This window comes from Priestia aryabhattai, assembly GCF_023715685.1.
GTDB classification, from domain to species: Bacteria; Bacillota; Bacilli; order Bacillales; family Bacillaceae_H; genus Priestia; species Priestia aryabhattai_B.
On record NZ_JAMBOQ010000003.1, the window covers coordinates 416381 to 441053 of the forward strand.

Here is a 24673-nt window from a genome sequence, read left to right on the forward strand (position 1 = left end):
CTATGAGTAAATCTGGATTTGTGCCGGATAATTCAAATATTAAAAAAAGCTCAGGCACGCCTAATCTGTCAGTGAATTATAAGCAAAATGTCCTGTTCAAACGAAATGATCAAAATATAGCGTATCGATTAACCTCAACTCAGCTGCCTGCCATGCTGGGAGGTGCTTTTGTTGATTTATATATGACGAAAGGGCATATGAGAGAGCCGCACTGGCATCCAAACGCGTGGGAATTAGATGTCGTCGTTTCAGGTGAAATGCAAGTATCTATCTTGGACCCTGATACAAGCAGCATGCACAATTACCGAATAAAAGAAGGCGAAGTTGTTTTTATACCAATGGGCTGGTGGCACTGGATTGAACCGTTATCGGAAGAAGCGCATCTTCATCTCTTTTTTAACAATGATCAATTTGAGTCTACAGAAGGGTCTGACGTGCTGCGCTTAACGCCTCCTATCGTGTTTCAAAAAGCATACGGAGTAAGCGCAAACGAAGTAGCAGAAGCCGTCGCTCCGATTACGGATACGGTTGTGATTGGACCGCCTAATGATAGTTCTTTTTATCAAAAAAGCTATCTTAAAGATGAACGTGATGAAAAGGTTGTTGTTAAAATAAATGAGAAAGTTGTGCCTGCTGAAGATAAGTAGCATAAAAAACCATTGAGCCTGCGGTCAATGGTTTTTTTCGTGAGGCGTTTTTTATAAAAACAGCTCGGTACGTTCTAAGTGCTTGTGCAGCCGCATTGTGACTTGTTTTTGGTTCCATTCATTTTGCGGAAACTGCTGCTTGTCTACGTGAGAAATTGCCGGTTTGTAGGTTTTTTGAATGCGTTTGATATCATTAAATGTTGCGTTGGTTTCGATGTGATCAGCCAGCGTAAATACAAGAGAATGAAGCTTTGTAACATTGGGAACCGTAGCTGCTTGGCTGAAAATGGCTTTCGCTACAGAAAGCTGTCTTTCGTGCGCAGTAAAGACGTCTTGTTCATTACGCTGCTTTAAAAAAACAAGCGCTTCTTTTCCGTTAAGACGAATCGATCCTTTTGGAAAAACGATGTTGCTGTGTTCAAAAGCATGTTTGTTTGTGACGATAATGCCGCCTAGTTTGTCTACAGCGTCGACGACGGACTGCTGATTCATTTTGACATAGTAATCAACAGGAAGCTTTGCATATGCTTCGACTTTCTGTACGACAGTATTCATGTTTCCTCGATGATAAATCGTCCGTAGCGTTTCACTGCCGAGCTGAGTTGATCCTGGCAAGTGGGTCATTTTTATCGATTCATGCTGCTTATTAACAGTCATATACACAAATGACGTATTTTGATGGTTTTCTTGAATTAAAAGCAGGGAAAACGGTTGCCCTTTTTTTAAATTGACGTGTGTTTTGTTTTCATGCTCAAGCGGTACATACGTTTGAGCAACGGCAGCTTTCACCGTATGATAGCCTGCAAATGTGATGCTGACAAAACTGACGAGTAAAAATAGTACGAGACCGCCAATCCACTCTTTTTTTGCTTTGCTGCTCATCGTCTCACCTTTTTCTATCGAAGTCGTTCGTAGTATTGCCATCTTAAAAGAGGAGTAAAACAAATGAGTGCTATTTTTATTGCGTATCTCGCTTTTTCTTGGCATAGATCTTGAGTTCTGTAATTAAGATCGCTTGTTCTTCCACATCGTTAAACGCTTCAATGCCATAAAGGTATTCTGTGTGCCGTCTTTCTTTCCACACGCAAAGTCCGGTAATATGGATAGGTTTTTCATTTAAATAAAAGCTGATTTTTAGCTGAATTTGATGGTTGAAAATAGGTAAATCAAGCGGCGTGATTATTTTGATTCCTTTGGGTGAAAGGTCGATAACAGACAAAGGACCGGGCTTAGAATCGATTTCTTTGTTGTCATATTTAGCAATGGAAAACGTTCCAACGATGGGAGTCTCAAATAAAAAACGACACGGTTCTTCACGTTTAAAATGCATGTATCATCAGTCCTTTTCGTAATCTAAGTTTGTTAAGTAAATATTCGATTAAAATCTGAAAATTCCTACACGTTTTTCCTCATTACGAATATAATGTTTATCGATGTAGAAAATCTCACATGACCACAGACCGGTCATGTGAGATTTTCTAGACCTAAGCGGAGGTCACCCCCCTTACGGGGTTGGTGGCCTCCGCTTAGGTGAACCTTTGTGGGAATATTCAAGAGGTTTTAGTTACCGATTGTGAGTACTGTCGTATTATTAAATAGCGGGTATACTAGTAAAGCATTCATAAAACAAGTGCATAATAACTGCTTTTATAGTATCGGAAGTTTTGTTTAAAACTTTAAAATAGAGAGGGAAACGTTTTGAAAAAAGCGCTACGCTAGAGTTCGATTGTATGTTAAAATTAAACTTTGTGAAGTAGCTGTATTACAAGTCAGCGTTCCTTCAACTAATTAGGAGGTGAGATGAATGGGCACTGATGACCCCATTTCGATGAAGGTTACTGCAAAACAAGATAGGGGCAACAAAGGTGGATATGTTCCTCTCATTTCAACGAAGGAAAATACTCCTTAATGCCTCAATGATGTGAGGTGAAAAATCAATGATTAAAACATACTTATATGATGATGAAACAAAAGAAATGGTAACGAATCTTGATTTAGGAGAAGTGCATGAGAAATTGCGCAATCCTGATAATTTGCTGTGGATTGATCTGTATGATGTCCACGGACAAGAGCTTGCTCAAATTGCTAAATTATTCGATTTTCACCCATTGGCAATTGAAGACTGCTTACACGACAGTCCTCGCGCTAAAATGGATGATTACGAAGACTATAAATTTTTCGTTTTTCACGCGCTTCGCTATAACGAAGAAAGTGATGATGAGATTACCACGCTTGAGTTAAATGCCTTTGTCGGATCAAATTACGTAGTGACGATTCATAAACATAAAATGGGCTGGCTTCGCAAAATGGATGCTGTATGCTCACGCTATCCAAAGTTTATGAACCGCGGCGCCGACTTTTTACTATATGCCTTGATTGATGGCATCACGGACGAATACTTCCCGATTTTAGACCGAATTGACATGCGTATTGATGAATTAGAAGATGAAATCTACAACAAAGAAGTGCGCGGAGTGACGGAAGAGTTCTTGGCGTTAAAAAGAACGATTATCTTAATCCGGCGCGTTATTCTGCCTCAGCGCCGAATTTTTTTAACGGTGAATGGAAAGTGGAAATTCGATATACGAGAAGAAAATGTTCCTTTCTACATTGACTTGCTAGACCACTTAGAGCGTATTGTAGACTCTGCTGAAACGTTTAGAGACCTCGTAAACAGTGCACTTGATACGTATTATTCTATTACCAATGCAACTTCATCTGAAAAGCTGAATGTCTTAACGTTGATTTCAACGATTATGCTTCCGCTAACATTCGTAACCGGATTTTTTGGGATGAACGTACCGATTCCATATCAAAATTCCCACTGGGCTACTGCTGTTATTATCGTTATGTTAATTGTGTTAACGTGGGGAATGTGGAAATACTTTAAAAACAAACAGCTTTTATAACAAAAAGGCACTTGGCCATAAGCCAAGTGCCTTTTTGTTTATTTTGTAACTGTTTTCGTTGTTGCTTTACTTGTGTTGTTGGCTGCGTCTGCTGCTGTTACGCTGATTGCTGTACCTGCTTTTTGTTTTTTAATTGTTATGCTGTACTGACCTTTTGCGTTGGCTTTTGTGTTGCCGATTTCTTTGTTGTTCACTTTGGCTACAACGGATGTGTTTGCTTCTGCTGTTCCTTTAATAGCTGTATCTGCGTCGCTGACTGGATTCACTTGAGGTGCATTTGGGGCAATGACGTCGCGCACCGATACTTTTACTTCTTCACTTTCTTGGTTTTGGCTGTTTGTAGCTGTGATGTACAAGAGTGTGTTTTCTTTTTGTTTTGGAATTTTCACTTGGAATGCACCTTTTGCATCAGCTTTAGCCGAAGCAATCACTTTTTTGGCGCTGTTTTTAACATTTACAGTAAAATTCACTTTAGCCGTTCCTGTTACATATTCATCTTTATTAGTCACGGCTTTTACCGTTGGTTTGGCAGGTGCTTTTTGAACAACTGCACGAATGCTTGTATTAGCTTCTCCATTCGTTACAATCACTTGCAAAACGGTATCTGCTTTTTGAGCTGGAATGTTCACAGAGAACGTATTCTTTGCATCAGCTTTGGCTGTACCAAGTGTTTTTGAACCGTTCATCACTTTAACAGTTGAACCGTTTTGAGCTTTACCTGTAACAGTTGTTTGAGTGCTGATTAGTGTATTTACCTGCGCTTGCAGCTGCTGTGCACTTACCGCGCTGTACGCATTTAAACGTCCCCATCCTGATACGTAATCGTAGCCTGGAGCAGGGGGTTCTGCTGGACTTTCTCCATCATCGTATACAGGAGCATCTTTTTCATCAAATTTAATATCTTTAGCTGTATCCGTTAAGCGTTTTTCAACGTCTTTTGGCTTTAAACCTGGGTTTTGTGATAATAATAACCCCGCAACGGCTGCCACGTGAGGGGTTGCCATTGATGTTCCGCTTAAATAAGTGACGTTTCCGTCTGGAACAAGACTTGGAATATCAGAGCCTGGAGCTGTAATATCTAATCCTTTTCCGTAGTTTGAGTAGTCAGATACGATATCTAAACGGTTTGATGCGCCGACTGAAATGGCATAGTTTGAAGAAGCAGGGTAAGAGAGCTCTTCCATACCGTCGTTTCCGCTTGCTGCTACAACCGTTACGTTATGGTCGTATGCATATTTTAATGAATATTCAAGTACGCGGCTGTAAGATCCGCCAAGGCTTAAGTTAATGACTTTTGCACCGTGATCGACCGCGTATTTAATACCGTACGCAATTTGTTCTGTATCTCCGCTTCCAGATGCGTCTAGAATTTTAACCGGTAAGATTTTAGCGTGAGAATTAATGCCGGCCATTGAATAGTTATTGTTTGCAGAGGCTGCGATAATACCCGCTACGTGCGTTCCGTGTCCGTTGTCGTCAGTTGCATTCGACGAACGATCAACGTAGTTATAGCCTGCTTTTGTATCCACGACGCCATTTAAATCAGCTAGTGATGAATCGACGCCTGTATCCGCAACGGCAATAACCGTATCTTTTAACTTTTGGCTGTTTAGTAATTTTTCAAGCGATTCAAATTGAATATCAGCATGTGGAGTGCCATCATTTTTACCCGTGTTGTTTAATGACCATTGATATGGGTATTGTGAATCCATTGAAAGGGCATGGTACTCTTGAACCGGCTCGATAAATTCAGTTTCAGGAAGTGCTTCAATTTGTTTTGCCGTCATTTTACCTTGAGCAGATGACGTGCTGAAACTTTTTGCATTGCTATCATCTAATTGAATAACAAACATATTATCAAAAGAAGCAGCTGATTCTTTTAATGGATTAATAGATTCAATGCTTGCTGATTTTGACTGTGCTTTTGTTTTAAATGACTTTGCATTTGCACCATCTTTTAATTTAACAATATAGCGAGTTTCAGCTTTTGTTGACACGCTGTTCGCGCTTACTAATTTAGCTCTTACTAATACAGACGAGACATTTAAGTCCGTTACGTCTTTTAATTTTGTCTGTGCTGCTACTTTTTCTAAGTCTTTCTTTAAAGGAGCTGGCACAGATTTGTACGCGATGCTGTATAGATCATTGATTGCTTTTTGATCAGCGCTTGTAATCATATATGTGCTTGATGCGCCGTTTTTCGCCACGTCTGTAAATAAACTCTTTAGCTGAACTAAATCTTTGTATACTTGTTCACGCATCGACTTATCGATAATCATTTTAGAACTGATAAACGGAGCTGCTTTGTAATAAAGAGAAGAAAGGTCTTTTCCGCTTGCTGTTTTTGAAAGCACAGCGTCACGAATTGTACGCAAATCTTTTAAAATACCTTTTCCGTTTTCTTTTTGGCTTGTACTTAATTCAGCCGGGCATTCTTCTGCCACCATTTGAGAAGGGGGAAGTGAAGCGCCTTCATAGCTGATTGTATAAGGAACTTCTGTTTTTTCTTCGGGCTCAGGTTCTGGAGAAGTTGAACCATCTTCTGCATCCTCTTCAATCATGCCGTCTTCGCTTCCGTAATACTCAACTTTCACATAATAAGGGCCTGTCCAAGCAATTGGAAAATCAAGTTGAGCAGGCTCGTCTTTGTAAGAGTATCCCATATAACGGTCAAATGCCACGTTGTTTTTGGCATTTTCAAGACTAGAGTAAACCGTGATATTTACTTCATCATCACTTTGCAGCTTAATTCGGTAGTGTGAAAACTTTGCTACATCTTGCTTAGAAGGATTAATCTTGTACCAATGTGCTTGTTCTGGTTCTGTAAATGTTCCTTTTGCTGCTTTACCAATGCTTAATGTTTTTTCATTAGCAGGAGGATTGCCTGCTGCTTGTGTTTTCAATAAGCCTAATTGGCTAAAACACAAGGTGAACATTAAAGCAAAAGCAATAAAACGATAAATTGACCCTTTTTTCATGTTAAACCTCCAAAAAATATAGTAAAAACTAGGAATTACATACCTATTAAACCATAAAGTTTAAAAATTTGTAAATAATTACTGTTGCTTATTTTAAAATTCTGTCAAGTTATTAATCTCGCATGAAAAATGGTGAGATAAGTCCTAGTTGCAAAAAGTAGAAAAAATTGGCAAAATAAAGAGTGAGTCTATTTATAAAAGGCGAGAGTACGCTGAAAAGGGAAGAAGGGAATGAGAATTATTTTTAAAAGCAGAATTCATTGGAGAAAATCTGATCGGTTTCTTTTTACCTGTGTTTATAAAGAGGAAATCGGGCTATATAAATAAAGATTGGAAAAATTTTCAGTCTAATTAAGTTCATTTGTAGCATATAATACGAGCCGGATTTCTTTTATAATAAACAAAAGCAAAGAAAGAGCAAATGGTGAAAAGGAGTGAAAGAAGTTGTCAAATGTGATGCAACGACAGGAAAAGCGAATGAAGTTTGATGCCGAACAGCTTGCACCCCTTGATATTGATAAAGAGACAAAGAAGTTGCTAACAGAAAAAGGATTGCCAAAAGAAGCTTCACCATTTCTAGAATTCGTTTCATCAAAAGGAAAGCTAACAACTTTATGCGAAACATTTCAGTTATCATCTCGTTACCAACACTATTGGCTTTTAGGAACAACAGGCGCTGGAGATCCAATTTGTCTTCATCAGAAAAACGGTTCAGTTGTGCTGCTCGATACGTCCAATGATGACTGCGAGCGCTTTGTTAATACAACTTTTCCACAGTTTTTAGCATGCTTAGATGTGTTTGAAGAACTAGTAGAAGAAACGATTCAAGCTAACGGAGAATCTGCATACTTAGAGCGACACATTCCTGCTGAGGTGCTGCAGCGATGCAAAAAACGTATGAATGAAATTGATGAAGCTTGTTTAGCCCCTTATTCTTTTTGGTTCAAAGAATTTTCTTTTTAATATAGTAGAAAAATAGACATGGCCGTTTTTGGTCATGTCTATTTAGTTGTGGCTGCAAGCCTATTAATATAGATAGAATAAATAAAAATGGTAGTATATAATGGATATAAATTCCTTTTGGGAGGGAGCGGAGATTATAAATGATTTCTTTATTTGGACTAATGAGTGCTTTCTTTTTTCTGCTTTTTGGTACATCGTACTTCTTCTATAGAAAGAACTCACCTGTGCAGTACGGAATTTCACTTAGCAGCATGCTAATAAGCATATTTCTATTTTTATATAGCATACTTGGAGTTGGAGGTTTTGAAGGAATGGGCCTTGGTGCTTTAGCGATTGCTTTGTTTGTGGCGTCGGTTCTGAGTTTGTTCGTCAGTGTTCTTTTTAACATAATAAATAGACACGGGAAAGGTGCTGTATGAAATGAGAGAAATAACTTTTAGAGAAGCAGTGCGGGAAGATTTAGATCAAATTGTTCAAATGCTTGCTGATGATATACTAGGAAGCAAACGCGAGCGCTACGAATTACCGCTTCCAGACTGTTATATTCAAGCATTTCAGGCGATTGACGCAGATCCAAACAATGAACTGATTGTCGCATGTAAAGATAATGAAGTAATAGGTGTTCAACAAATTACTTTTACGCCCCATATAGCACGACAAGGCGGATGGAGAGCAACCATTGAAGGAGTCCGAACCGCTTCGTCAGAGCGCGGGAAAGGGACTGGATATCAGCTGATTACATGGGCGATTGAACGAGCCAAAGAACGTAATTGTCATTTAGTACAATTAACAACTGATAAAGAACGGTCAGAGGCTTTGCATTTTTATCAAAAGCTTGGATTTACAGCTTCTCATGAAGGGTTAAAGCTACATTTGTAATCCACTGTTAATTGCTATATCCCTGTGATGAGAATTTTTTTGATTAAAATGATTTTTTTTCGTTTAGTTCAATTGAAACGTGGTATACACATAGTACAGAGCCGATAGAAATTTTTCTAAGGCTACTGTGAAAGGTAAATACTTAGCTTCACGAAGGGACTGATTTAGTTTTGGAAGACTTAACAGCAACTTCAGCAAACGTATTACCTCACATGAAAAGCAGATATTCTGATCTGACAATTGGCACTCTCGTTATGAACCGATATACGTAGCGAAAGGGCCTCACAAGGGCAAATGAACATGAAATAATAAGAGAAGAACCTGTATCAGTTTTGATGCAGGTTCTTTTTTGTGAGATGTAAAAAGAAATCTTATATAAAACTTCGGTAGGAATTTATATATAAAATCTATAAGTATGGTAAACTATTCGAAATTGTATCGGCATGAAAAAAGAAGGAGGAGTTCTATGGATACACGCGAGCTCTTTTACCACATTTATCAAAAGAGTGTCACAGCAGAAAAACATTATTTACCATGGGCACTTTCTATGCTGGAACATGAACAGGATTCTTTGTCTCTTTCTATTTTGGCTTCCCTCCGGCCACCCTATAATCTCTTTGAAATAGAAGATTACTTTCATCGTACTTCAAAAGAGCTTTCTTTGCCGGAGCCGAGTGAACAGGAATGTACAGATTACCTGATCTATATGCGGCTTCAAACAAATGTGCAACATGAAGAGATGGCGCTGACGGAAGCAAATCACTTATACACCATGTTCATTGAGCTCGACTGTCCGACTGAATTAGTAAGTTGGCTTGAAATTAGTGACATGATAGATGACTATCAGTACGGAGACAATTATTTTAACATCACGGATGAAATCATACATATAACTATTATGAAAGAAGCAAAAAGTCAGTTGGAACATTACCGTAAGAAAATCTTTAAATGAGGCATTACGAAATTTCTTATAACTCATTTGACACCAAACGTATAAAAGAGTATACTTATGTTAAACATAGTAATTATGTCGGATAAGTAGGTTATGGTGCTGTGAACAAGACTTCTACTGATAAAGAGGAGATCTAGTCCAAATCGTACAGTCCGACTTTGATGAGATGCTTTCAAGCATCTTTTTTTTTGTACAAAAAAACAGCCGCATGGGCTGTTTTCTATAGAGCAGTAATTCTTCCTTTGTAAGCATCAATCAACCGCTGGTTATGTTCATCTGAACCTTCCATATTTCCGCTTAAAAAGACAGGCGGCGTGATGCCGCGACTAAGCAGTTTTTGAATGGCTCTAGATAGGATATCATTTAAGATAGCGCCTCCAATTACTGTAGAGCCAGAAGCGAAGGAAATGTCTTGCTGATGAAGAAGAACGTCTCCTTTTGGAATATGATTATTAACGACAAGATCAACGACATCATGAAGGTACTTTCCGCTTTTATGTCGCGAAGCCCGGCTTGCGGCATAAGAAGGAGAGGTAAGTCCGATAACAAAGGCACCTTTTTCTTTTGCAATTAAGGCCACATCAATGGGAACGGGATTTACGCCCGACGTAGAAATCACAATCATAATATCACCTGGTATGATATCTTCTTTTTCCATAAAGGTGTATGCATAGTCGTTTTTACGCTCTAACTGTGAAGAGCGCGAAGCTCCTTTATGAAGCATCAGTTCTTCTACAAAAATAGGATGAATCGGTGCAAGCCCCCCGGAACGGTAAAACACTTCTTCCGTTAAAATATGAGAATGACCGCACCCAAATAAATGAATGAGGTGATGAGAAGCTAATTGCTGTGAGATTTTCTCAGCTGCGGATTCCATTGCCTGCTGTTCATGCGCCTCCACTTTAGCAAGCAGTTTTGTTAGTTCCTGTAGATATAAACTAGACATAAAAAAACTCCTTAGTTAAGATCGTGTCATGTTAATCGTAAACTTATAGCGGTCTGCCCGGTACGAAGATTTCACCACTTCAAGCGGCGTGCGGTCTTGCAAATACGTATTTCTTTGAATCAGTAGAACCGGTGAATATGAGCTGATTCCAAGATGCTTCACTTCGGTTTCAGAAGCTAAAATGGATTCTAACGTTTGATTGGCTTCTCCAATTTTCAGCCCCAGCTCTTCTTCAATATAGCGATAGAGAGAGTCATTAACAATGGATTCTGTTAATCCTTTGACTAGGTTAGCGGATACATATACGCTTTCAAGCGCCATGGGCACGTCATCAGCTAAACGAATACGCTTGATTTCATAAACGGGTGCATGCAGGGAAATTTGCAGCTGCTCGGCAATTTTCTCTGAAGCCGCAATAATTTCAAAGCTCAGCAATTTACTGCTTGGCACCATTCCCCGCGCTTTCATATCTTCTGTAAAACTCGTTAATCCAACAAGCTGCTGCTCAAGCTTTTTTTCAGACACAAAGGTGCCGCGTCCTTTTTGACGATATAAATAACCGTCGTTTACTAAATTGTTAATCGCTTGGCGAACGGTCATTCTGCTGATTTCAAATCGTTCTGCAAACTCTCGTTCAGAAGGAAGTGAATCATTTGGTTTTAACTCGCCTTTTTCAATTTGTTTTTTTAATTGTTCTTCAATTTGATAGTAAATCGGAAGAGGTGAGCTTTTATCAATCACTTGAGTTCTCTCCTTTATGTAAACCTCCTCATCTAAAAGAGATGAGGAGGCATGGTATCTATATACATTTTATTTAATAACCAGATATCTTTCTTTCATAAAGACTGATTGATTATAGCCGGGATAGACTACTTGACTATTCTTTCAAAGGTTCACATAAGCGGAGGATGCCTATCCCGTAAGGGGGGCGGCATCCGCTTAGGGCTAGAAAATTCAAATTGACCGCTCTTTAGTCATATTTGGATTTTCTACATCGATACAAATTAAACTGTAGTCGATACTTTAGCTAAAGCTTCTTGGTCCGCAATAATTGTAACACAAGGATGCTTTTTTAAAATAGAAGCAGGAAAGTCTTCTGTGATTTCGCTGTTAAGCAGTTGATACATGGCTTCTGCTTTGGCTTCTCCGGAGATAAGCAGTAAAATTTCTTTACTTTTCATAATTGATTCAATTCCCATTGTAATAGCTTGAGTAGGCACTTCATCAAGAGAATTAAAGTAGCGCGCATTGGCTTTTCGCGTTGACTCTTCTAACGTCACAATATGAGTAGGAGAGTTGAATGACGTACCCGGTTCGTTAAAGCCAATATGTCCGTTTTGGCCGATTCCAAGGATTTGAAGGTCAATGCCTCCGTGATTTTGAATCATTTCATCGTAGCGTCGGCATTCTTCTTCAGGAGTATCAGCTAGACCGTTAGGAACATGCGTGTTGTTTACGTCAATGTCAATGTGATTAAATAACGCATCTGCCATATAGTAGTGATAGCTGTTTGGATCTTGTGGCTTCATTCCGACATATTCATCTAAGTTAAATGAAGTAACGTGTTTGTAAGACGTGCCGTGCTCATTATGATCTTGAATTAAGCGGTCATATAATCCTTTAGGTGTGCCTCCTGTTGCAAGTCCCAAATTGATATTTGGATTTTCATGAAGTTTGCTAATCAGCATATCAGCTGCTTTTGCACTCATTTCACTGTAATTTTTCACTTGGATGATATTCATTGTTAGTCCTCCTTTTGAAAGCTCAATGCGCCTCGGCAAAATGTCATTTCAACATCTAAGTTTTCATTTAACACCACGATATCTGCATCTTTTCCAATCTTGATGCTTCCTTTTGTATCGAACAGATTAAGCTGTTTTGCTGGGTTTTCAGCGGTCATTTTTACGATGTCTTCTAATGAACAGTTCGTAAAGCTCATCGTGTTTTTGATTGCATCGTTCATCTTTAAGATGCTTCCTGCTAATGTTCCGTCTGCAAGGGTAGCCGTTGTATCGTTTACGTGAACAGGCTGTCCTCCTAAATCATACGTACCATTTTTAAGCCATTTAGCACGAAGAGAATCGGTGATGAGAATCATGCGTTCACTTGTAATCTGATCGTACGCAAGCTTGACCATTTCAGGTCGGCAGTGGATGCCGTCTGTAATCAGCTCTACAAATAATTCATCTCTCAAATAAGCGGCGCCTAATACGCCAGGCTCTCTATGGTGAAGACCGCGCATGCCGTTATATAAGTGCGTAATATGAGACGCTCCTGCTTCGATGGCTTCACCAACTTGATCATATGTGGCATCCGAGTGGCCAATTGAAGCGACAACATTTGTTTCTTTTAAATGTGAAGTCAGTGCTAAACCGTTTGGCTGCTCAGGAGCTAATGTGACAAGTTTAATATGTCCTCTGGCTGCTTTTTGCCACTCTTGAAACAGTGACACATTCGAATCTTGAATGTGAGTAGGCGGCTGTGCACCCGCACGTTTTGGTGAAATAAACGGACCTTCTAAGTGAATACCAACTACTTCAGCCTCCGTGCTTGTTTGTTCTTCTATATAAGCGCCGGCATTGCGAAGAGCTTTTTCAACCGCTTCATTCGATTGCGTCATAGTGGTTGCTAGAAAGCTTGTTGTACCTTCTTTTGGAAGCGTGCGTGCCATTGTTTTTAATGCTTCTGCTGTACCGTCCATGGCATCCGCATTGTTAACGCCATGAATATGCACATCAATGGCACCGGGAATAACTTTATAGGAAGGAGAAAGCTCAATTACGTGATCATTTGGCTGACGTACGTATTGATTTATATCTCCAATTTCAGTAATTTTTTTATTCGTTAGTTTAATATACCCATTTTTTAATGTCTGATTTTCACTATAAACGGTTACATTATAAATAATGATGGATGAATGTGTATCCATACATACACTCCTTTGCTCGTTGTAATAATGTAAGTGTAACGCTTTTTGGAATAGTTGTCTAGACCAGTTGGGTGTTTTTATAAAAATAGAAAAGTTTGTAAGGGCTTTTAACATTGATATATAAAGGTTTGTAAAAATAAAATTGGTATAGACAACTATATATTTTATGTGCTAGTATGAGTCCATGCAGTGAAACCGCCATCATTATTTCAGCTGATGAACAACTTATCAAAAGCTGGGGATGAATGCGGTAACTTGTCATCCGATAAATATTGTTACGAAAATCCTTGCTCGTAACATCGGGTTAAATACGTTTTACAAAGGGGATAGAAACATGCTGAATTTTTTACAACGTATTGGTAAATCGCTTATGCTGCCAATAGCAGTATTACCTGCTGCGGCGTTGCTTCTTCGTTTGGGTCAAAAAGACTTATTGGATATTCCATTCATGGCTCAAGCCGGAGATGCGATTTTTGCGAATTTAGCTTTACTGTTTGCACTCGGGATTGCTGTAGGACTTTCAAAAGATGGAAGCGGCGCAGCAGCACTTGCCGGAGTAGTCGGTTATTTTGTTTTAACAAAAGGGACTGTAGCTATTGATAAAGATATTAACATGGGTGTACTCGGCGGGATTGTCTCAGGGGTAACGGCTGGTCTATTATACAATCGTTTCTCAGCGATTAAGCTGCCCGAGTGGCTCGGCTTCTTTGCAGGTAAGAGGTTTGTACCGATTGTTACTTCAGTCGTTATGCTTGCGCTTGCAGGAATCTTTGGCGTTATTTGGCCGCCGATTCAAGATCAAATTAACAACTTAGGAACTTGGATTACAGGAGCAGGAGCGCTTGGTGCAGGTATATACGGATTTTTAAACCGTCTATTGATTCCAATTGGACTGCATCACGTGTTAAACAGCTTAGTATGGTTTGTATTCGGAGACTATCACGGCGTAACGGGAGACTTGAATCGTTTCTTTAAAGGAGATCCAACGGCAGGAACATTCATGTCTGGATTCTTCCCGGTTATGATGTTTGGTTTACCGGCAGCTGCGCTTGCGATGGTTGCAGCAGCCAAAAAAGAAAAGCGCAAACAAGTCAGCGGTATGTTAATCGGACTTGCTGTTACCTCTTTTTTAACGGGAATTACAGAACCAATTGAATTTCTATTTATGTTCGTAGCACCGCTATTATATGTTATTCATGCAGTTTTAACAGGAATTTCGATGGCTTTAGCCGTTGCTCTTGGTATTCACGCTGGGTTTGGATTTTCAGCAGGGGCCATTGATTTCTTCTTAAACTATGGAATTTCACAAAAACCGCTGCTGTTAGCGGGAATTGGCATTGTGTATGCAGTCATTTACTTTGTCATTTTCTACACGCTGATCAAAGCTTTAAATTTAAAAACACCGGGACGTGAAGATGATGAAGAAGTAGATACGTCAAATGAAACGGTTGTGGCAACAGGCGATAAATATGTGGATATGGCGTCTTATTTTATTGAAGATTTAGGCGGAAAAGAAAACTTAACCGTGATTGATAACTGTGCGACTCGTCTTCGTTTACAAGTAGCTGATGCTAGCAACATTAACGAAGCTGCCTTAAAGCGCCACGGAGCGAGAGGAATTATGAAGCTCAGCAAAACAAATGTTCAAGTAATTGTCGGAACAGAAGTAGAGTTTGTTGCAGACGCAATGAATCAATTAGTTAAATACGGCACAGCGTCAACAGCTGCACCTGTCGAACAGCAGGCGGTTCAAGCAGATGCACAAACAGAGTTTGTTTTACCGTTTGAAGGTGTGGTTAAGCCACTTAGTGAAGTGGAAGACCAAGTGTTTTCACAAAAAATGATGGGCGACGGTTTTGCGATTGAACCTATTGAAGGAACGCTCGTATCACCGATTGACGGCGAAGTAATGACCGTATTCCCAACAAAACATGCGATTGGATTAAAAACAGTAGAAGGAATTGAAATCCTGATTCACGTTGGATTAGATACGGTGAATTTAAAAGGAGAAGGATTCGAAGCGCTTGTTCAAGAAGGGGACAGCGTTCAACAAGGAACGCCACTTTTACAAGTGAATTTAGAGTATGTTAAAAAGCATGCACCTTCTATTGTGACACCGGTTGTATTTACCAACTTGCCAGCGGATAAAGAAGTGAAGCTGTTAAAAACAGGCTATCAAAAGCAAGGGACAAAAGACGTTATTACATTTTAATAAAAAAGCATAAGCTCGTCTGAGCTTATGCTTTTTTTCTTTTTTTAATAATTACAAGAATTTTGTGTTAAAATTTAGTGTGTTTGATACAGCTAGTGCGGAACGGAGAGGAAGTAGAAAGAATGAAAAAAGAAACGGTATTATTCACAGTAAAGGTGACACCATGTTTATTATAGGAGCATTGGTGAATGGAGTAGCGATTGTGATAGGAACATTAATGGGCAAGCTTGCTCACCGCATTCCTGAAAAAGTCAGCGTGACGGTGATGCAAGTGATGGGTTTATCCGTTATTACGCTCGGTTTACAAATGGGCTTTAAAAGCCATCAGTTTTTAATTGTGATTTTGAGCTTAGCCATTGGAGCGGTTATTGGTGAGTTTATCGATTTAGATGAAAAGCTAAACCTTTTAGGCAATATGATTGAACGGAAATTTCAATCACAGCAAAATGACAAGCAAACATTCAGTATTTCACAAGGCTTTGTGACAGGAACGTTAATTTTTGTGATTGGAGCGATGGCGATTGTAGGGGCATTAGACAGCGGAATACGCGGCGATCACAGCATCTTGTTTACGAAAGCGGTAATGGATGGATTTATCTCATTATTATTAGCGACTACGCTTGGAATAGGCGTCATTTTCTCAGCGGTGCCTGTGTTTCTGTACGAAGGCATCATTGCGTTATTTGCCACGCAAATTAATGCGGTCGTGCCGCAAGATTTAATGAATAGTATCATTGCCGAAGTCACAGGAGTAGGCGGCGTGTTAATTTTAGCGATTGGGATTAATTTATTAGAAATTATTAAAATCAAAGTTGCGAATTTACTGCCTTCGATTTTTATTGCAGTTGTGATTGTAGTTGTTCAGCATACATATTTTTAAAGTATAGTATACTAATAAGAAAACCTTAAAGAAATGAAGTAAGGAGAAATACTACCTATGAAAGACAATCAACAGATTACAGCTCTTATTACCGCACAGGTGGAGAAGTTAGCACGTCAATTCGGGTATGATTTTTTATCTGAAAAACAAGGTGATCAAACGCTTTGTCAAATTCTTCAGCGAGATGAAGACGGATCTATTTTGGCGACGCCGCTTAGTTTTCATTTGCATATTAATGAAGATAAAGGGACGGGAGATATTATTTACTACCATGAACAAGGAGAATTTAAGCGCCAGCAGGTGAATGTATATGAAGAAAGTAGCCTTGTGAACGTTTTATTATTTATCCAAGAGCGGTTGAAGGTCAATCGATAGAAGCGAGTTTACGAACATATGCAAAGAAAAAAGCAGGGGAATCCCTGCTTTTTTCTATGAATTGATATAGCGCAATCCCACGCGGTTATTAAAAATTTGGTTGTGATTTTTGAAGACAAAAGCCCCTGCTGCGTGATCAATCACCAGCTCATTGTCGTACACTTCTTCCATGTCATCATCAACAATAAATTCTAAGCCTTCAACCGTTACAACTTTTTCGTAGGGTTGAAGGGTGCGCTTTGAGATGATCTTCATTTCATAAATTGTATTAACAATATCGCAGCTTCCTCGATCAAAAGAAAGCTGAATCATTTGATTGTGTTCCACATTCTGCAAAGCTTCTTTTGCAGAAGGAGTTACGCGTATATTCATGAGTGTATCCTCCCTTTTCTATCCTCAAATTAAATTGTGTGAAATGTATTTGTGAGTACTTTATTCGATTTTTATGTCATCGGCAAGAAAAAAGCTCTCTTACTATTATTGTTTCCCTTTCGAAACAGAACAAAACGCTGATTTTTTTATCATGTTTCCATGAAGACGTACATAGATATCACCTGTATGAGATTAAAAAAGGAGGTTGAATACAGAAAAACTGTGCTTAGTAATTCTTAGGTGTAAATGCTTAATAATAGGAATATATTGTAAAAATACAAGAAGATAAGTCATTTCTCTATTTTGATAGTTATTGAGATAGTTTTGAATAATTGGTTTTATTTTCAATATATTAGGTACTTAAGTAGAGTACTTTGTACACGATATTGAACCGAAAGACATCGGTTTATCGGACTAATTATTGTCTTATTTTGTCGAAGTAGTAGAATTTATGGAAACCATTCCTTATCATGTACAAAGTGACTAACAAAATACATAGGAGGTTCTGGTGTAGATGAGTGAGAAAGATCAAAACAGAACAACAGACGAAACAGCGACTTCGCTAGAAACAGCGCCCGCTCCCAAAAAAGCGCCGGCTAAATGGATTATCATTTTGGCAGCTTTAATTGTGATTATTGGAGGAGCAATTACATTTGCTACGGTATTTAAAAAATCTCCTAAGCAATTATACTTAATTTCTGAAGTGAATACGTATCAAAAAGCAGCAGATGAATTAGAAACGAAGTACAGTGAAACGATGGCTTATCAAGAAAAAGCGATGAAGCAGCCTTCTAGCACAAATGCTACCATCAAAGGCGGCTTTAACATGGATTCACTTGCGTATGACCCAAGCTTTAAAATGATTCAAGATCTTATCAGTAAAGCTGAAATTAAAATTAAAGCGGAACAAGATCCGAAAAAGAGTGAAGGATACGGTTCACTGGCTCTTAATATCGGCGGTTCAAAAGCGCTTGACGTAGAAGGTTTTCAAACGAAAGACAGAATAGGCTTTAAAGCGCCGATTCTGGCAAATGAATATTTTTATTTAAACTTAGACGAATATGGACAGGTAGCGCGAAAATTCGATCCTTTGTATTCAGGTCCTGAAACGCTTGATATTAACACAAGCAATGTGAGTTTAGAAGACTTAAAGTTAACGGAAAAAGAAAAGACATACATTGCAAAAGAATACGGAACGTTCATTTATGATGAGTTAGACAGCGATTATTTTACAAAAGAAAAAAATGTAGATTATAAAACAAATGGCAAAACGCTTCAATTAACAAGCGTGACGCTTAACATGTCTGATAAAGAAACAAAACAATTTATGGATAAACTTATTGCGAAGGTAGCAAAAGATGACAAGCTTCATACCATCTACGCAAATCACGTGTCTAAGCTGTTTAAATCTTCGGCAGCGACGAATCCAGAATTAAAAGATATGGCAGACCCAAAAGAATTGAAAAAATCAGTAAAAGAAGATCTTCAAGAGTTCCAAAAAGAAGCAAAAGATACGACTTATCCTGGCGGTGTTAAATCAACTGTGTACGTTCAAGATGATGTTGTGGTAGCTCGCGATATGAAAATGGGCGTAAAAAATGCTTCTAATGATAAAGGCAAACTTAACGTAGTGACTAAAAATATCCCGTATGAAGATAACAAGACGGCTAAGCAGTTCAAAGCAGTCCTAACGGATAGCACTACCGATGATGCGTTTACGTTTGATATGAAAAATGACGTAACAACGGAAAGTGAAAAGCGAAAAGAAAACATGTCTATTCATTTGTTAACAAAAGACTCAAAAGATGAAGATACGAATATGACGTTTAAAATGGATTCGGTGATCAACGGTAAAACCGATGCAAAACAAACGGCTGACCGTACTTTTTCTCTAGACTTAGGCAATCAAGAAGATTTAGTATTTAACGGAGAAGTAAAGCAGAATCAAGCGATTAGTGCTTCAAAAGGAAAAGCAGATTATTCGTTTGATATTCGTACAAAAGTTGGACCCAAAGCAGATCCGGCAAACGTTACGTTGAAAATTGACTCTGCTTCTCAATTAAAAAAATCAGCAGCTATTCCAGCGCTTGACGCATCTAATGCAACAAATGTAAAAGATGTAACGCCTGAAGATATGCTATCGATTCAAGAAAATTTCGCTAAAAATGTTCAAGGTCTCATGATGAATATGGGAACCGCTGGTTACTAAAAGGTGCAAAGCAGATGAAGATATATTTCTCTCTGACTCTTTTTACATGTAAAACTCTATTGAAAAATATAAAATCTCTCATACTGCTATTTATGATCCCTGCTCTGTTTTTACTTGGAGCAGGGATCATTATTAGTCAGACCATGCAAGGTGAGGAGAGAGTAAATCAGTTTCCGGTAGCAATTGTGGATAACGATCATACTGCGCAAACGAAGTACGTCATCGAACAGCTGACTGAAGGTAAGCTCCATAAAATCATGAAACCTCTTTACACGAACGAACAAGAAGCTAAAGAGCTGCTGCAGCAAAATAAAGTGGCAGCCATTGTGACGTTGCCAAAAGGTTTTAGTCGTGATATTGCTCATGGAAAGAATAAGCCTTTACACGTCATTGGAAATAGCAATAAGCCGCTTCAGTCACAGCTGTTTCGCTACGTGATGGAAAGTGCAGCTGACTACACGTCAGCTGCTCAAAGCGGTATTAATACGGTTGATTACTTTTTAGAAAAAGAAAATGTTTCTGATAAAAATCGACGCGCAGAGTTTAAGAAGAGCTTGGTGACGTTTGGGCTTCATGTATTAGATAGAGGAAGTTTATTTGATGAACAAGTAGAAACTAGTTTCTTTCAGCAGGATATGAAGCAATATTATGTCGTGTCTTTTGCTGCTTTGCTGCTTATGATTTGGAGTTACGGCGGATGGCTGCTTGCTAGTGAAACGCAGACTTCTCCTGTGCTGGCTCGAATGAAAACAAGAGGTGTATCTTTTGTCCACATTTATTTAGCGCAGCTGACGGCTCTGTATGTTCTTGTGCTACCGGTATCTATCGTTTTGTATGGTAGCATCATTAAGGGATTAAAACTGTTTGTAACCAGTACGTACGGAGAGCTTTTTTTGGCAATAAGCGGAAGTTTGTTTGCTTTTTTATGTTTGTTTTTACTGCTGCGCGTTCTCTTTTCGTCACAAAAAGCTTATCAAATAACCGGTTTGCTGTTTATTTTGCTGAGTGCAATTTTAAGTGGACATGTTGTGCCGGTCGTCTATTTACCAGACTGGGCGAGTGGTTTTCAGAAATGGACACTCAATACCCGCGTCTTGGAACTGTTATTTTATGAATTTGATGGATATAACACAAATGAAGCTTTTCTTTACCTTACGCCTATTCTCATTACGGCAGCAGGAAGTTTTGCTATTGCTGTTGGCTACGTGATGATTATGCAAAGGCGGTGGAGAAAATGATAAGTGAAAAAATAAAGCAGCTGCTGACGCGTCCTATGCTTGTTGTCATGATCTTCTTTTTACCTTTAATAGGAACAATCATTAGCAGCTCGTTTTTAGCAAAAGTAGAAAGCGATTCAAAGGTTCCCGTTGCTCTTGTCGATCAAGATCAAAGCAAAATGTCTACACAAGTGATCAATCGGCTTCAGGAAACAAAAGAAATTCAATTTCTTTCTATGAACGAAGAACAAGCTAGAAAGCAGCTGGCAAAAAATAAAATTGACAGCATTTTTGTGTTTCCTAAAGGATTTCAACAAGAAGTAGAAGCAGGGAATTATCAAGGAGTAATTGATTTGCTTACGCTGCCTTCTTCTATTGCCACAGGAGCGGTTCGAGAAGTCATGGCGAGTGAAGTGACAAGGTTAACGACAAATGTCAAAGCGGCGAATGAAGTGCGTTTTTTATATAAAGTCTATAACATTCATGCAGCGCCGGACTTATGGAAAGAAGCGTACCGCTATACCGATAACCAGTGGAAGCCGCAGCCGCTGATGACAATTGATTATGAAGCAAAAGGAACGAAACATACGAAGCAAGGGAGCGTTCAAACGACCGGATATGTACCGCTATGGGGATTCTTTACGCTTTTGATTTGCTGTATCACATCAGATTGGATGATTAAAGAGCGGAGGCATCTTTTTAAACGAATGAAAACGATGCAAAAAGGACTTCACGGTTATATTCGAAGCGTCAGCGCCGCTTATGCTGTGTTATACGTACTTCAAGCTCTCATAAGTTTTGCTCTATTTAAATGGCTTTATGGAGTAGAGTCTTACGGTGTGCTGCTGTATATGTGTATCTATGTTATCGTATGCGTCGCTTTTAGCACGTGGCTTGCAAGCGAAAGTCAGCGAGTTGGATCATATTATATGATCAGCGTCGTCATGGTCACAGGAATCAGCATAATAGGAGGGAGCTTTTTCCCGGTAGGAGAGCTCTCTGCAACGATTGAAAGAATAAGTCAGTGGCTTCCGCAGCATCTGCTTCTGTATCAGCATGCATTACCGCTTACGTTCATTTGGAAAGAGGTAGCTGTTTCCATTGCATGCATAAGTTTGTGCTGGTTTAAAATAGTGTGGAATGTGAGGAGCATCAAATGATTGAGATTAACAATGTTAGCAAAACATACGGAAAAAAACGGTCGTTAGCAAATGTTACGCTGACCGTAGAAAGTGGAGAAGTCATTGGTCTTTTAGGACCAAACGGTGCTGGTAAATCAACGCTTCTTTCTATTTTGTCTACCATTACGGCTCCTACAAGCGGAAATGTCATGATTGGAGGCTTATCGCTTAAGAAAAATCAAAAAGCGATTCGAGAAGTCATTGGCTACGTTCCACAAGACATAGCGCTGTGGGAAGAGCTTAGCGTAAAAGAAAACATGAAGATGTGGAGCAAAATGACTTCACGCTCCGTGTCGAATGAACAGCTTCAATCTCTTTGCTCAGCTGTACAGCTAGAAGGAAGATGGAAGGAAAAAGTGAAAAATTTATCAGGAGGCATGAAGCGAAAGTTAAATATAGCCGTATCGCTTATTCATGAACCGTCCGTTTTGTTAATGGATGAGCCGACAGTCGGAATTGATTTGCAGTCCAAGCTTGAGATTATCCGTTATATTAAACAGCTGGCGGCAAAAGGAAAGACGATTATCTATATTACCCATGATTTGAATGAAATCTTAGACGTGTGTCATCGGTTTGCGGTCTTAAAGGAAGGAAATCTGGAGTTTGTCGGCACGATGGACCAAGCGAAGGAAAAGACTGGGGAAGATGCAGAAGAGAACGTTGTGTATAAGCTGCTGCATGATTAAGATAAAGAAATGATAAAAAAAGAGCCGCTTCATGAAGAAGCGGCTCTTTCTATTATGCTTTTGTAACTTCTTGTTCCGGTGAATGACTTTCAGGCTGCACGCGTTCTTCTTCAGGAAGAGCACGTACTTCTACTTCTTTCATTTGGTGACCGTCCATTTCTTTTGCAATAAACTCGTATCCAAACAGTTTGAACGATTCGCTTTCTTGGATATCGATATTTTGCATCAGCATCCAGCCGCCAATTGTATCAATATCGTCGTTTTCAATTTCGATATGAAGCACTTCGTTGACTTCTTCAAGCAGTACTTTTGAGTTAAAGACAAAGTGCTGATCGCTAACTTTTTGAACAAGCGGCTTTTCATCTGTATCAAACTCATCTCGAATTTCTCCAACGATTTCTTCTAAAATATCTTCAACGGTAACGATACCAGCCGTACCGCCGTACTCGTCAATCAATACAGCCATATGCGTACGTTTCTTTTGCATCGAGCGCAGCAGGTCTTGAATAGCTACGGTTTCAATTACTTGAATAATAGGATTCATATAAAGCTTCACGCTTTGCTTTTTTAATGCATCGTTAATCACGACATCGTTTAGGATTTCTTTGACGTTGACTAAGCCGATAATGTTATCTTTGTCTCCGTCAACGGTAACAGGGTAACGAGTGTAGCGATCTTCTACAGCAAGCTTTAAGAAATCTTCAATGCTGTCGTCTTCAGAAACAGCCGAAATTTCTGTTCTTGGTACCATGATTTCGCGAGCAACACGGTTATCGAATTCGAAAATGTTGTTCACGTACTTATATTCAGACTGGTTAATTTCCCCGCCTTTAAAACTTTCTGATAAAATAATGCGCAGCTCTTCTTCACTGTGCGCAAGCTCATGCTCTGAAGCTGGCTTTAATCCAAACATTCCAGTTAATAAACGAGCAGATCCATTTAGTAACCAAATGAACGGGAACATAATTTTATAGAATAAAATTAACGGACGAGCAAACAATAACGTAACTGTTTCAGCTTTTTGAATCGCAAATGTTTTTGGCGCTAATTCACCAACGACTACGTGAACAAACGTTACAAGCGCAAATGCGATAATAAATGAAAGAATATGTGTTAAAGATGCAGCAACACCCATTTTTTCAAACAGCGGTTCTAAAATCTTTGCAACAGTGGGTTCTCCTAACCAACCTAATCCTAAAGCAGTAATCGTAATACCAAGCTGACACGCAGATAAATACTCATCTAAGTGTGTCGTCACGGTTTTAACCGCACTCGCTCCTTTTTTTCCTTCAGCAACAAGTTGGTCTACCCGTGAACTACGAAGCTTCACAATTGCAAACTCTGAAGCAACGAAAAAGGCAGTGAGTACAATTAAAATCGCAAAAATAATTAAGTTAATGGTTATCAATGAATATACTTACTTTATAGTGCTATAAAGTAAGTAAACACCTCCTGTAAATAATAAATTTACGACAGCAGCATCAGTAAAGAGTGCAAAAGAGTGACGCTTTCCGGTGAAAGCCGATTCATCATTACTTTTCGATCTTCTTCATTCAGCTTTTCCATAAGCGGTGCAACTTCTTTTAAACTGTCGTTTAGTACGTAAAATTTGGATGCTAATTCGTCTTTAGAGTGGCTATTCTCGGATTGCTCTATAGAAAATAGAGAAGAAATCTCTTCAAGAGAACGGCCTTCGCTTTTTAATTTTTCAATTAAGTAAAGACGTTTCAGCGCTTCTTCGTTATAAAAGCGATAGTTAGAAGCAGAGCGTTCTGCTTTTAACAAACCAATGTTGGTATAATAGTCAACCGTGCGTTTCGTTACATGTGCCATCTCTGCAAGTTCGCCAATTTTGTATGTCGCAACCCCATCAGAATACCACCTCCTTCAACTATGTCAACCATCACGTGATGGTTTTTATCTGCGTAACTACTTATCTTTTATCCTATCGTAATTAAGTATACGCGTGTAAGATCAAAAAGTTTCATTTTTTTATTAGCATTCAGTATATCTCAAAATAAGGTAGTTTGACAAAGATTTTATAAAAAAACTCGCTTGTATTAAGCGAGTTTTTTAGTAAGATGACGTACGATAATATGCATGCGTTCATACACATATTGAATACGTTCTGTATATTCCATGAACTCAGGGCTCATTGGAGATAGCTGATCAGCGATACGGTGCATAATAGCAGCTTCTTCCTTTAATGCATCTAAATTTTGAGTTCGGTCAATTCTTGTTTTAAATGTTAACGAAATCATGTTATTCACCTCATCGTTATGTTACTTGTTTTGAAGTAGCAAGTCCGTGACTTTTATCACTCTAGTCACAGGTGGTA

The 24673-nt window shown here is 38.9% G+C and carries 24 protein-coding genes; 13 read left to right on the top strand and 11 right to left on the bottom strand.

Annotation, left to right across the window (positions count from 1 at the left end):
- Positions 1-2: 2 nt before the first annotated feature.
- A complete protein-coding gene (locus M3225_RS15210) occupies positions 3-647 on the top strand; it encodes a cupin domain-containing protein (RefSeq protein WP_251395067.1) in 645 nt (214 codons plus the stop codon).
- Positions 648-698: 51 nt separating this feature from the next.
- Here the strand turns inward: M3225_RS15210 and M3225_RS15215 are convergent, their stop codons facing one another.
- Together M3225_RS15215 and M3225_RS15220 are read right to left on the bottom strand one after the other, a co-directional pair.
- On the bottom strand, positions 699-1529 hold the full coding sequence (locus tag M3225_RS15215) for an LCP family glycopolymer transferase (RefSeq protein WP_251395069.1): 831 nt from the start codon (positions 1527-1529) through the stop codon (positions 699-701).
- 76 nt (positions 1530-1605) lie between these two features.
- Entirely contained in the window at positions 1606-1977 is a 372-nt protein-coding gene (locus tag M3225_RS15220; RefSeq protein ID WP_251395071.1) for a PilZ domain-containing protein, read from the bottom strand.
- A 607-nt stretch (positions 1978-2584) separates the two neighbouring features.
- Between M3225_RS15220 and corA the strand changes: the two genes are divergently transcribed.
- Entirely contained in the window at positions 2585-3556 is a 972-nt protein-coding gene (gene corA, locus M3225_RS15225; RefSeq protein WP_016763319.1) for a magnesium/cobalt transporter CorA, read from the top strand.
- Between the two features lie 38 nt (positions 3557-3594).
- Here the strand turns inward: corA and M3225_RS15230 are convergent, their stop codons facing one another.
- Positions 3595-6534, bottom strand: a complete 2940-nt coding sequence (locus tag M3225_RS15230) for a S8 family peptidase (protein ID WP_251395073.1) — start codon at positions 6532-6534, stop codon at positions 3595-3597.
- A 453-nt stretch (positions 6535-6987) separates the two neighbouring features.
- On the opposite strand from M3225_RS15230, the gene M3225_RS15235 reads away from it, so the two are divergent.
- The 4 genes from M3225_RS15235 to M3225_RS15250 all read left to right on the top strand — a co-directional run bounded on the left by M3225_RS15235 (position 6988) and on the right by M3225_RS15250 (position 9328).
- Positions 6988-7497 carry an SUKH-4 family immunity protein gene (locus M3225_RS15235; RefSeq protein WP_251396097.1) on the top strand — a complete coding sequence of 170 codons (510 nt, stop codon included), beginning with the start codon at positions 6988-6990 and terminating at the stop codon, positions 7495-7497.
- Between the two features lie 140 nt (positions 7498-7637).
- The gene (locus M3225_RS15240; RefSeq protein ID WP_251395075.1) at positions 7638-7916 is read left to right on the top strand and encodes a YesK-like family protein; all 279 of its coding nucleotides are present in this window, start codon (positions 7638-7640) and stop codon (positions 7914-7916) included.
- A gap of 1 nt (position 7917) precedes the next feature.
- Complete coding sequence (locus M3225_RS15245; RefSeq protein WP_251395077.1) at positions 7918-8376, top strand: GNAT family N-acetyltransferase; 459 nt, start codon at positions 7918-7920, stop codon at positions 8374-8376.
- 466 nt (positions 8377-8842) lie between these two features.
- Complete coding sequence (locus M3225_RS15250; protein ID WP_251395079.1) at positions 8843-9328, top strand: hypothetical protein; 486 nt, start codon at positions 8843-8845, stop codon at positions 9326-9328.
- 220 nt (positions 9329-9548) lie between these two features.
- Here the strand turns inward: M3225_RS15250 and M3225_RS15255 are convergent, their stop codons facing one another.
- From M3225_RS15255 to nagA, 4 genes are all read right to left on the bottom strand, one after another.
- Positions 9549-10274 (bottom strand): SIS domain-containing protein, encoded by a 726-nt coding sequence (locus tag M3225_RS15255; RefSeq protein ID WP_251395081.1) that lies wholly within the window; start codon positions 10272-10274, stop codon positions 9549-9551.
- A gap of 15 nt (positions 10275-10289) precedes the next feature.
- A complete protein-coding gene (locus M3225_RS15260; RefSeq protein WP_251395083.1) occupies positions 10290-11015 on the bottom strand; it encodes a GntR family transcriptional regulator in 726 nt (241 codons plus the stop codon).
- 263 nt (positions 11016-11278) lie between these two features.
- Positions 11279-12016, bottom strand: coding sequence for a glucosamine-6-phosphate deaminase (gene nagB, locus M3225_RS15265; protein ID WP_251395085.1), 738 nt, complete (start codon positions 12014-12016; stop codon positions 11279-11281).
- 2 nt (positions 12017-12018) lie between these two features.
- Complete coding sequence (gene nagA / locus M3225_RS15270) at positions 12019-13203, bottom strand: N-acetylglucosamine-6-phosphate deacetylase (protein WP_251395087.1); 1185 nt, start codon at positions 13201-13203, stop codon at positions 12019-12021.
- Between the two features lie 334 nt (positions 13204-13537).
- Between nagA and nagE the strand changes: the two genes are divergently transcribed.
- The 3 genes from nagE to M3225_RS15285 all read left to right on the top strand — a co-directional run bounded on the left by nagE (position 13538) and on the right by M3225_RS15285 (position 16670).
- Positions 13538-15415 carry an N-acetylglucosamine-specific PTS transporter subunit IIBC gene (nagE, locus tag M3225_RS15275; RefSeq protein ID WP_251395089.1) on the top strand — a complete coding sequence of 626 codons (1878 nt, stop codon included), beginning with the start codon at positions 13538-13540 and terminating at the stop codon, positions 15413-15415.
- A gap of 163 nt (positions 15416-15578) precedes the next feature.
- Positions 15579-16295 carry a DUF554 domain-containing protein gene (locus tag M3225_RS15280; RefSeq protein WP_251395091.1) on the top strand — a complete coding sequence of 239 codons (717 nt, stop codon included), beginning with the start codon at positions 15579-15581 and terminating at the stop codon, positions 16293-16295.
- Positions 16296-16352: 57 nt separating this feature from the next.
- Positions 16353-16670, top strand: a complete 318-nt coding sequence (locus M3225_RS15285; RefSeq protein WP_251395093.1) for a hypothetical protein — start codon at positions 16353-16355, stop codon at positions 16668-16670.
- A gap of 54 nt (positions 16671-16724) precedes the next feature.
- On the opposite strand, the gene M3225_RS15290 is transcribed toward M3225_RS15285, so the two are convergent.
- A complete protein-coding gene (locus M3225_RS15290) occupies positions 16725-17042 on the bottom strand; it encodes an iron-sulfur cluster biosynthesis family protein (RefSeq protein ID WP_251395095.1) in 318 nt (105 codons plus the stop codon).
- A 514-nt stretch (positions 17043-17556) separates the two neighbouring features.
- Between M3225_RS15290 and M3225_RS15295 the strand changes: the two genes are divergently transcribed.
- From M3225_RS15295 to M3225_RS15310, 4 genes are read left to right on the top strand one after another with little or no spacing between them, the layout of a single operon-like run.
- Entirely contained in the window at positions 17557-19251 is a 1695-nt protein-coding gene (locus tag M3225_RS15295; protein WP_251395097.1) for a DUF6583 family protein, read from the top strand.
- Between the two features lie 14 nt (positions 19252-19265).
- Complete coding sequence (locus M3225_RS15300) at positions 19266-20489, top strand: ABC transporter permease (protein WP_251395099.1); 1224 nt, start codon at positions 19266-19268, stop codon at positions 20487-20489.
- The gene (locus tag M3225_RS15305; RefSeq protein ID WP_251395101.1) at positions 20486-21628 is read left to right on the top strand and encodes an ABC transporter permease; all 1143 of its coding nucleotides are present in this window, start codon (positions 20486-20488) and stop codon (positions 21626-21628) included. Before M3225_RS15300 ends, M3225_RS15305 begins: the two co-directional genes overlap by 4 nt.
- Positions 21625-22335, top strand: a complete 711-nt coding sequence (locus tag M3225_RS15310; protein WP_251395103.1) for an ABC transporter ATP-binding protein — start codon at positions 21625-21627, stop codon at positions 22333-22335. Before M3225_RS15305 ends, M3225_RS15310 begins: the two co-directional genes overlap by 4 nt.
- A 52-nt stretch (positions 22336-22387) precedes the next feature.
- On the opposite strand, the gene M3225_RS15315 is transcribed toward M3225_RS15310, so the two are convergent.
- From M3225_RS15315 to M3225_RS15325, 3 genes are all read right to left on the bottom strand, one after another.
- Positions 22388-23743, bottom strand: a complete 1356-nt coding sequence (locus tag M3225_RS15315) for a hemolysin family protein (RefSeq protein ID WP_251395105.1) — start codon at positions 23741-23743, stop codon at positions 22388-22390.
- A 59-nt stretch (positions 23744-23802) separates the two neighbouring features.
- On the bottom strand, positions 23803-24168 hold the full coding sequence (locus tag M3225_RS15320; protein WP_050688249.1) for a MerR family transcriptional regulator: 366 nt from the start codon (positions 24166-24168) through the stop codon (positions 23803-23805).
- 227 nt (positions 24169-24395) lie between these two features.
- Positions 24396-24596, bottom strand: coding sequence for a hypothetical protein (locus M3225_RS15325; RefSeq protein ID WP_251395107.1), 201 nt, complete (start codon positions 24594-24596; stop codon positions 24396-24398).
- Positions 24597-24673: the final 77 nt, after the last annotated feature.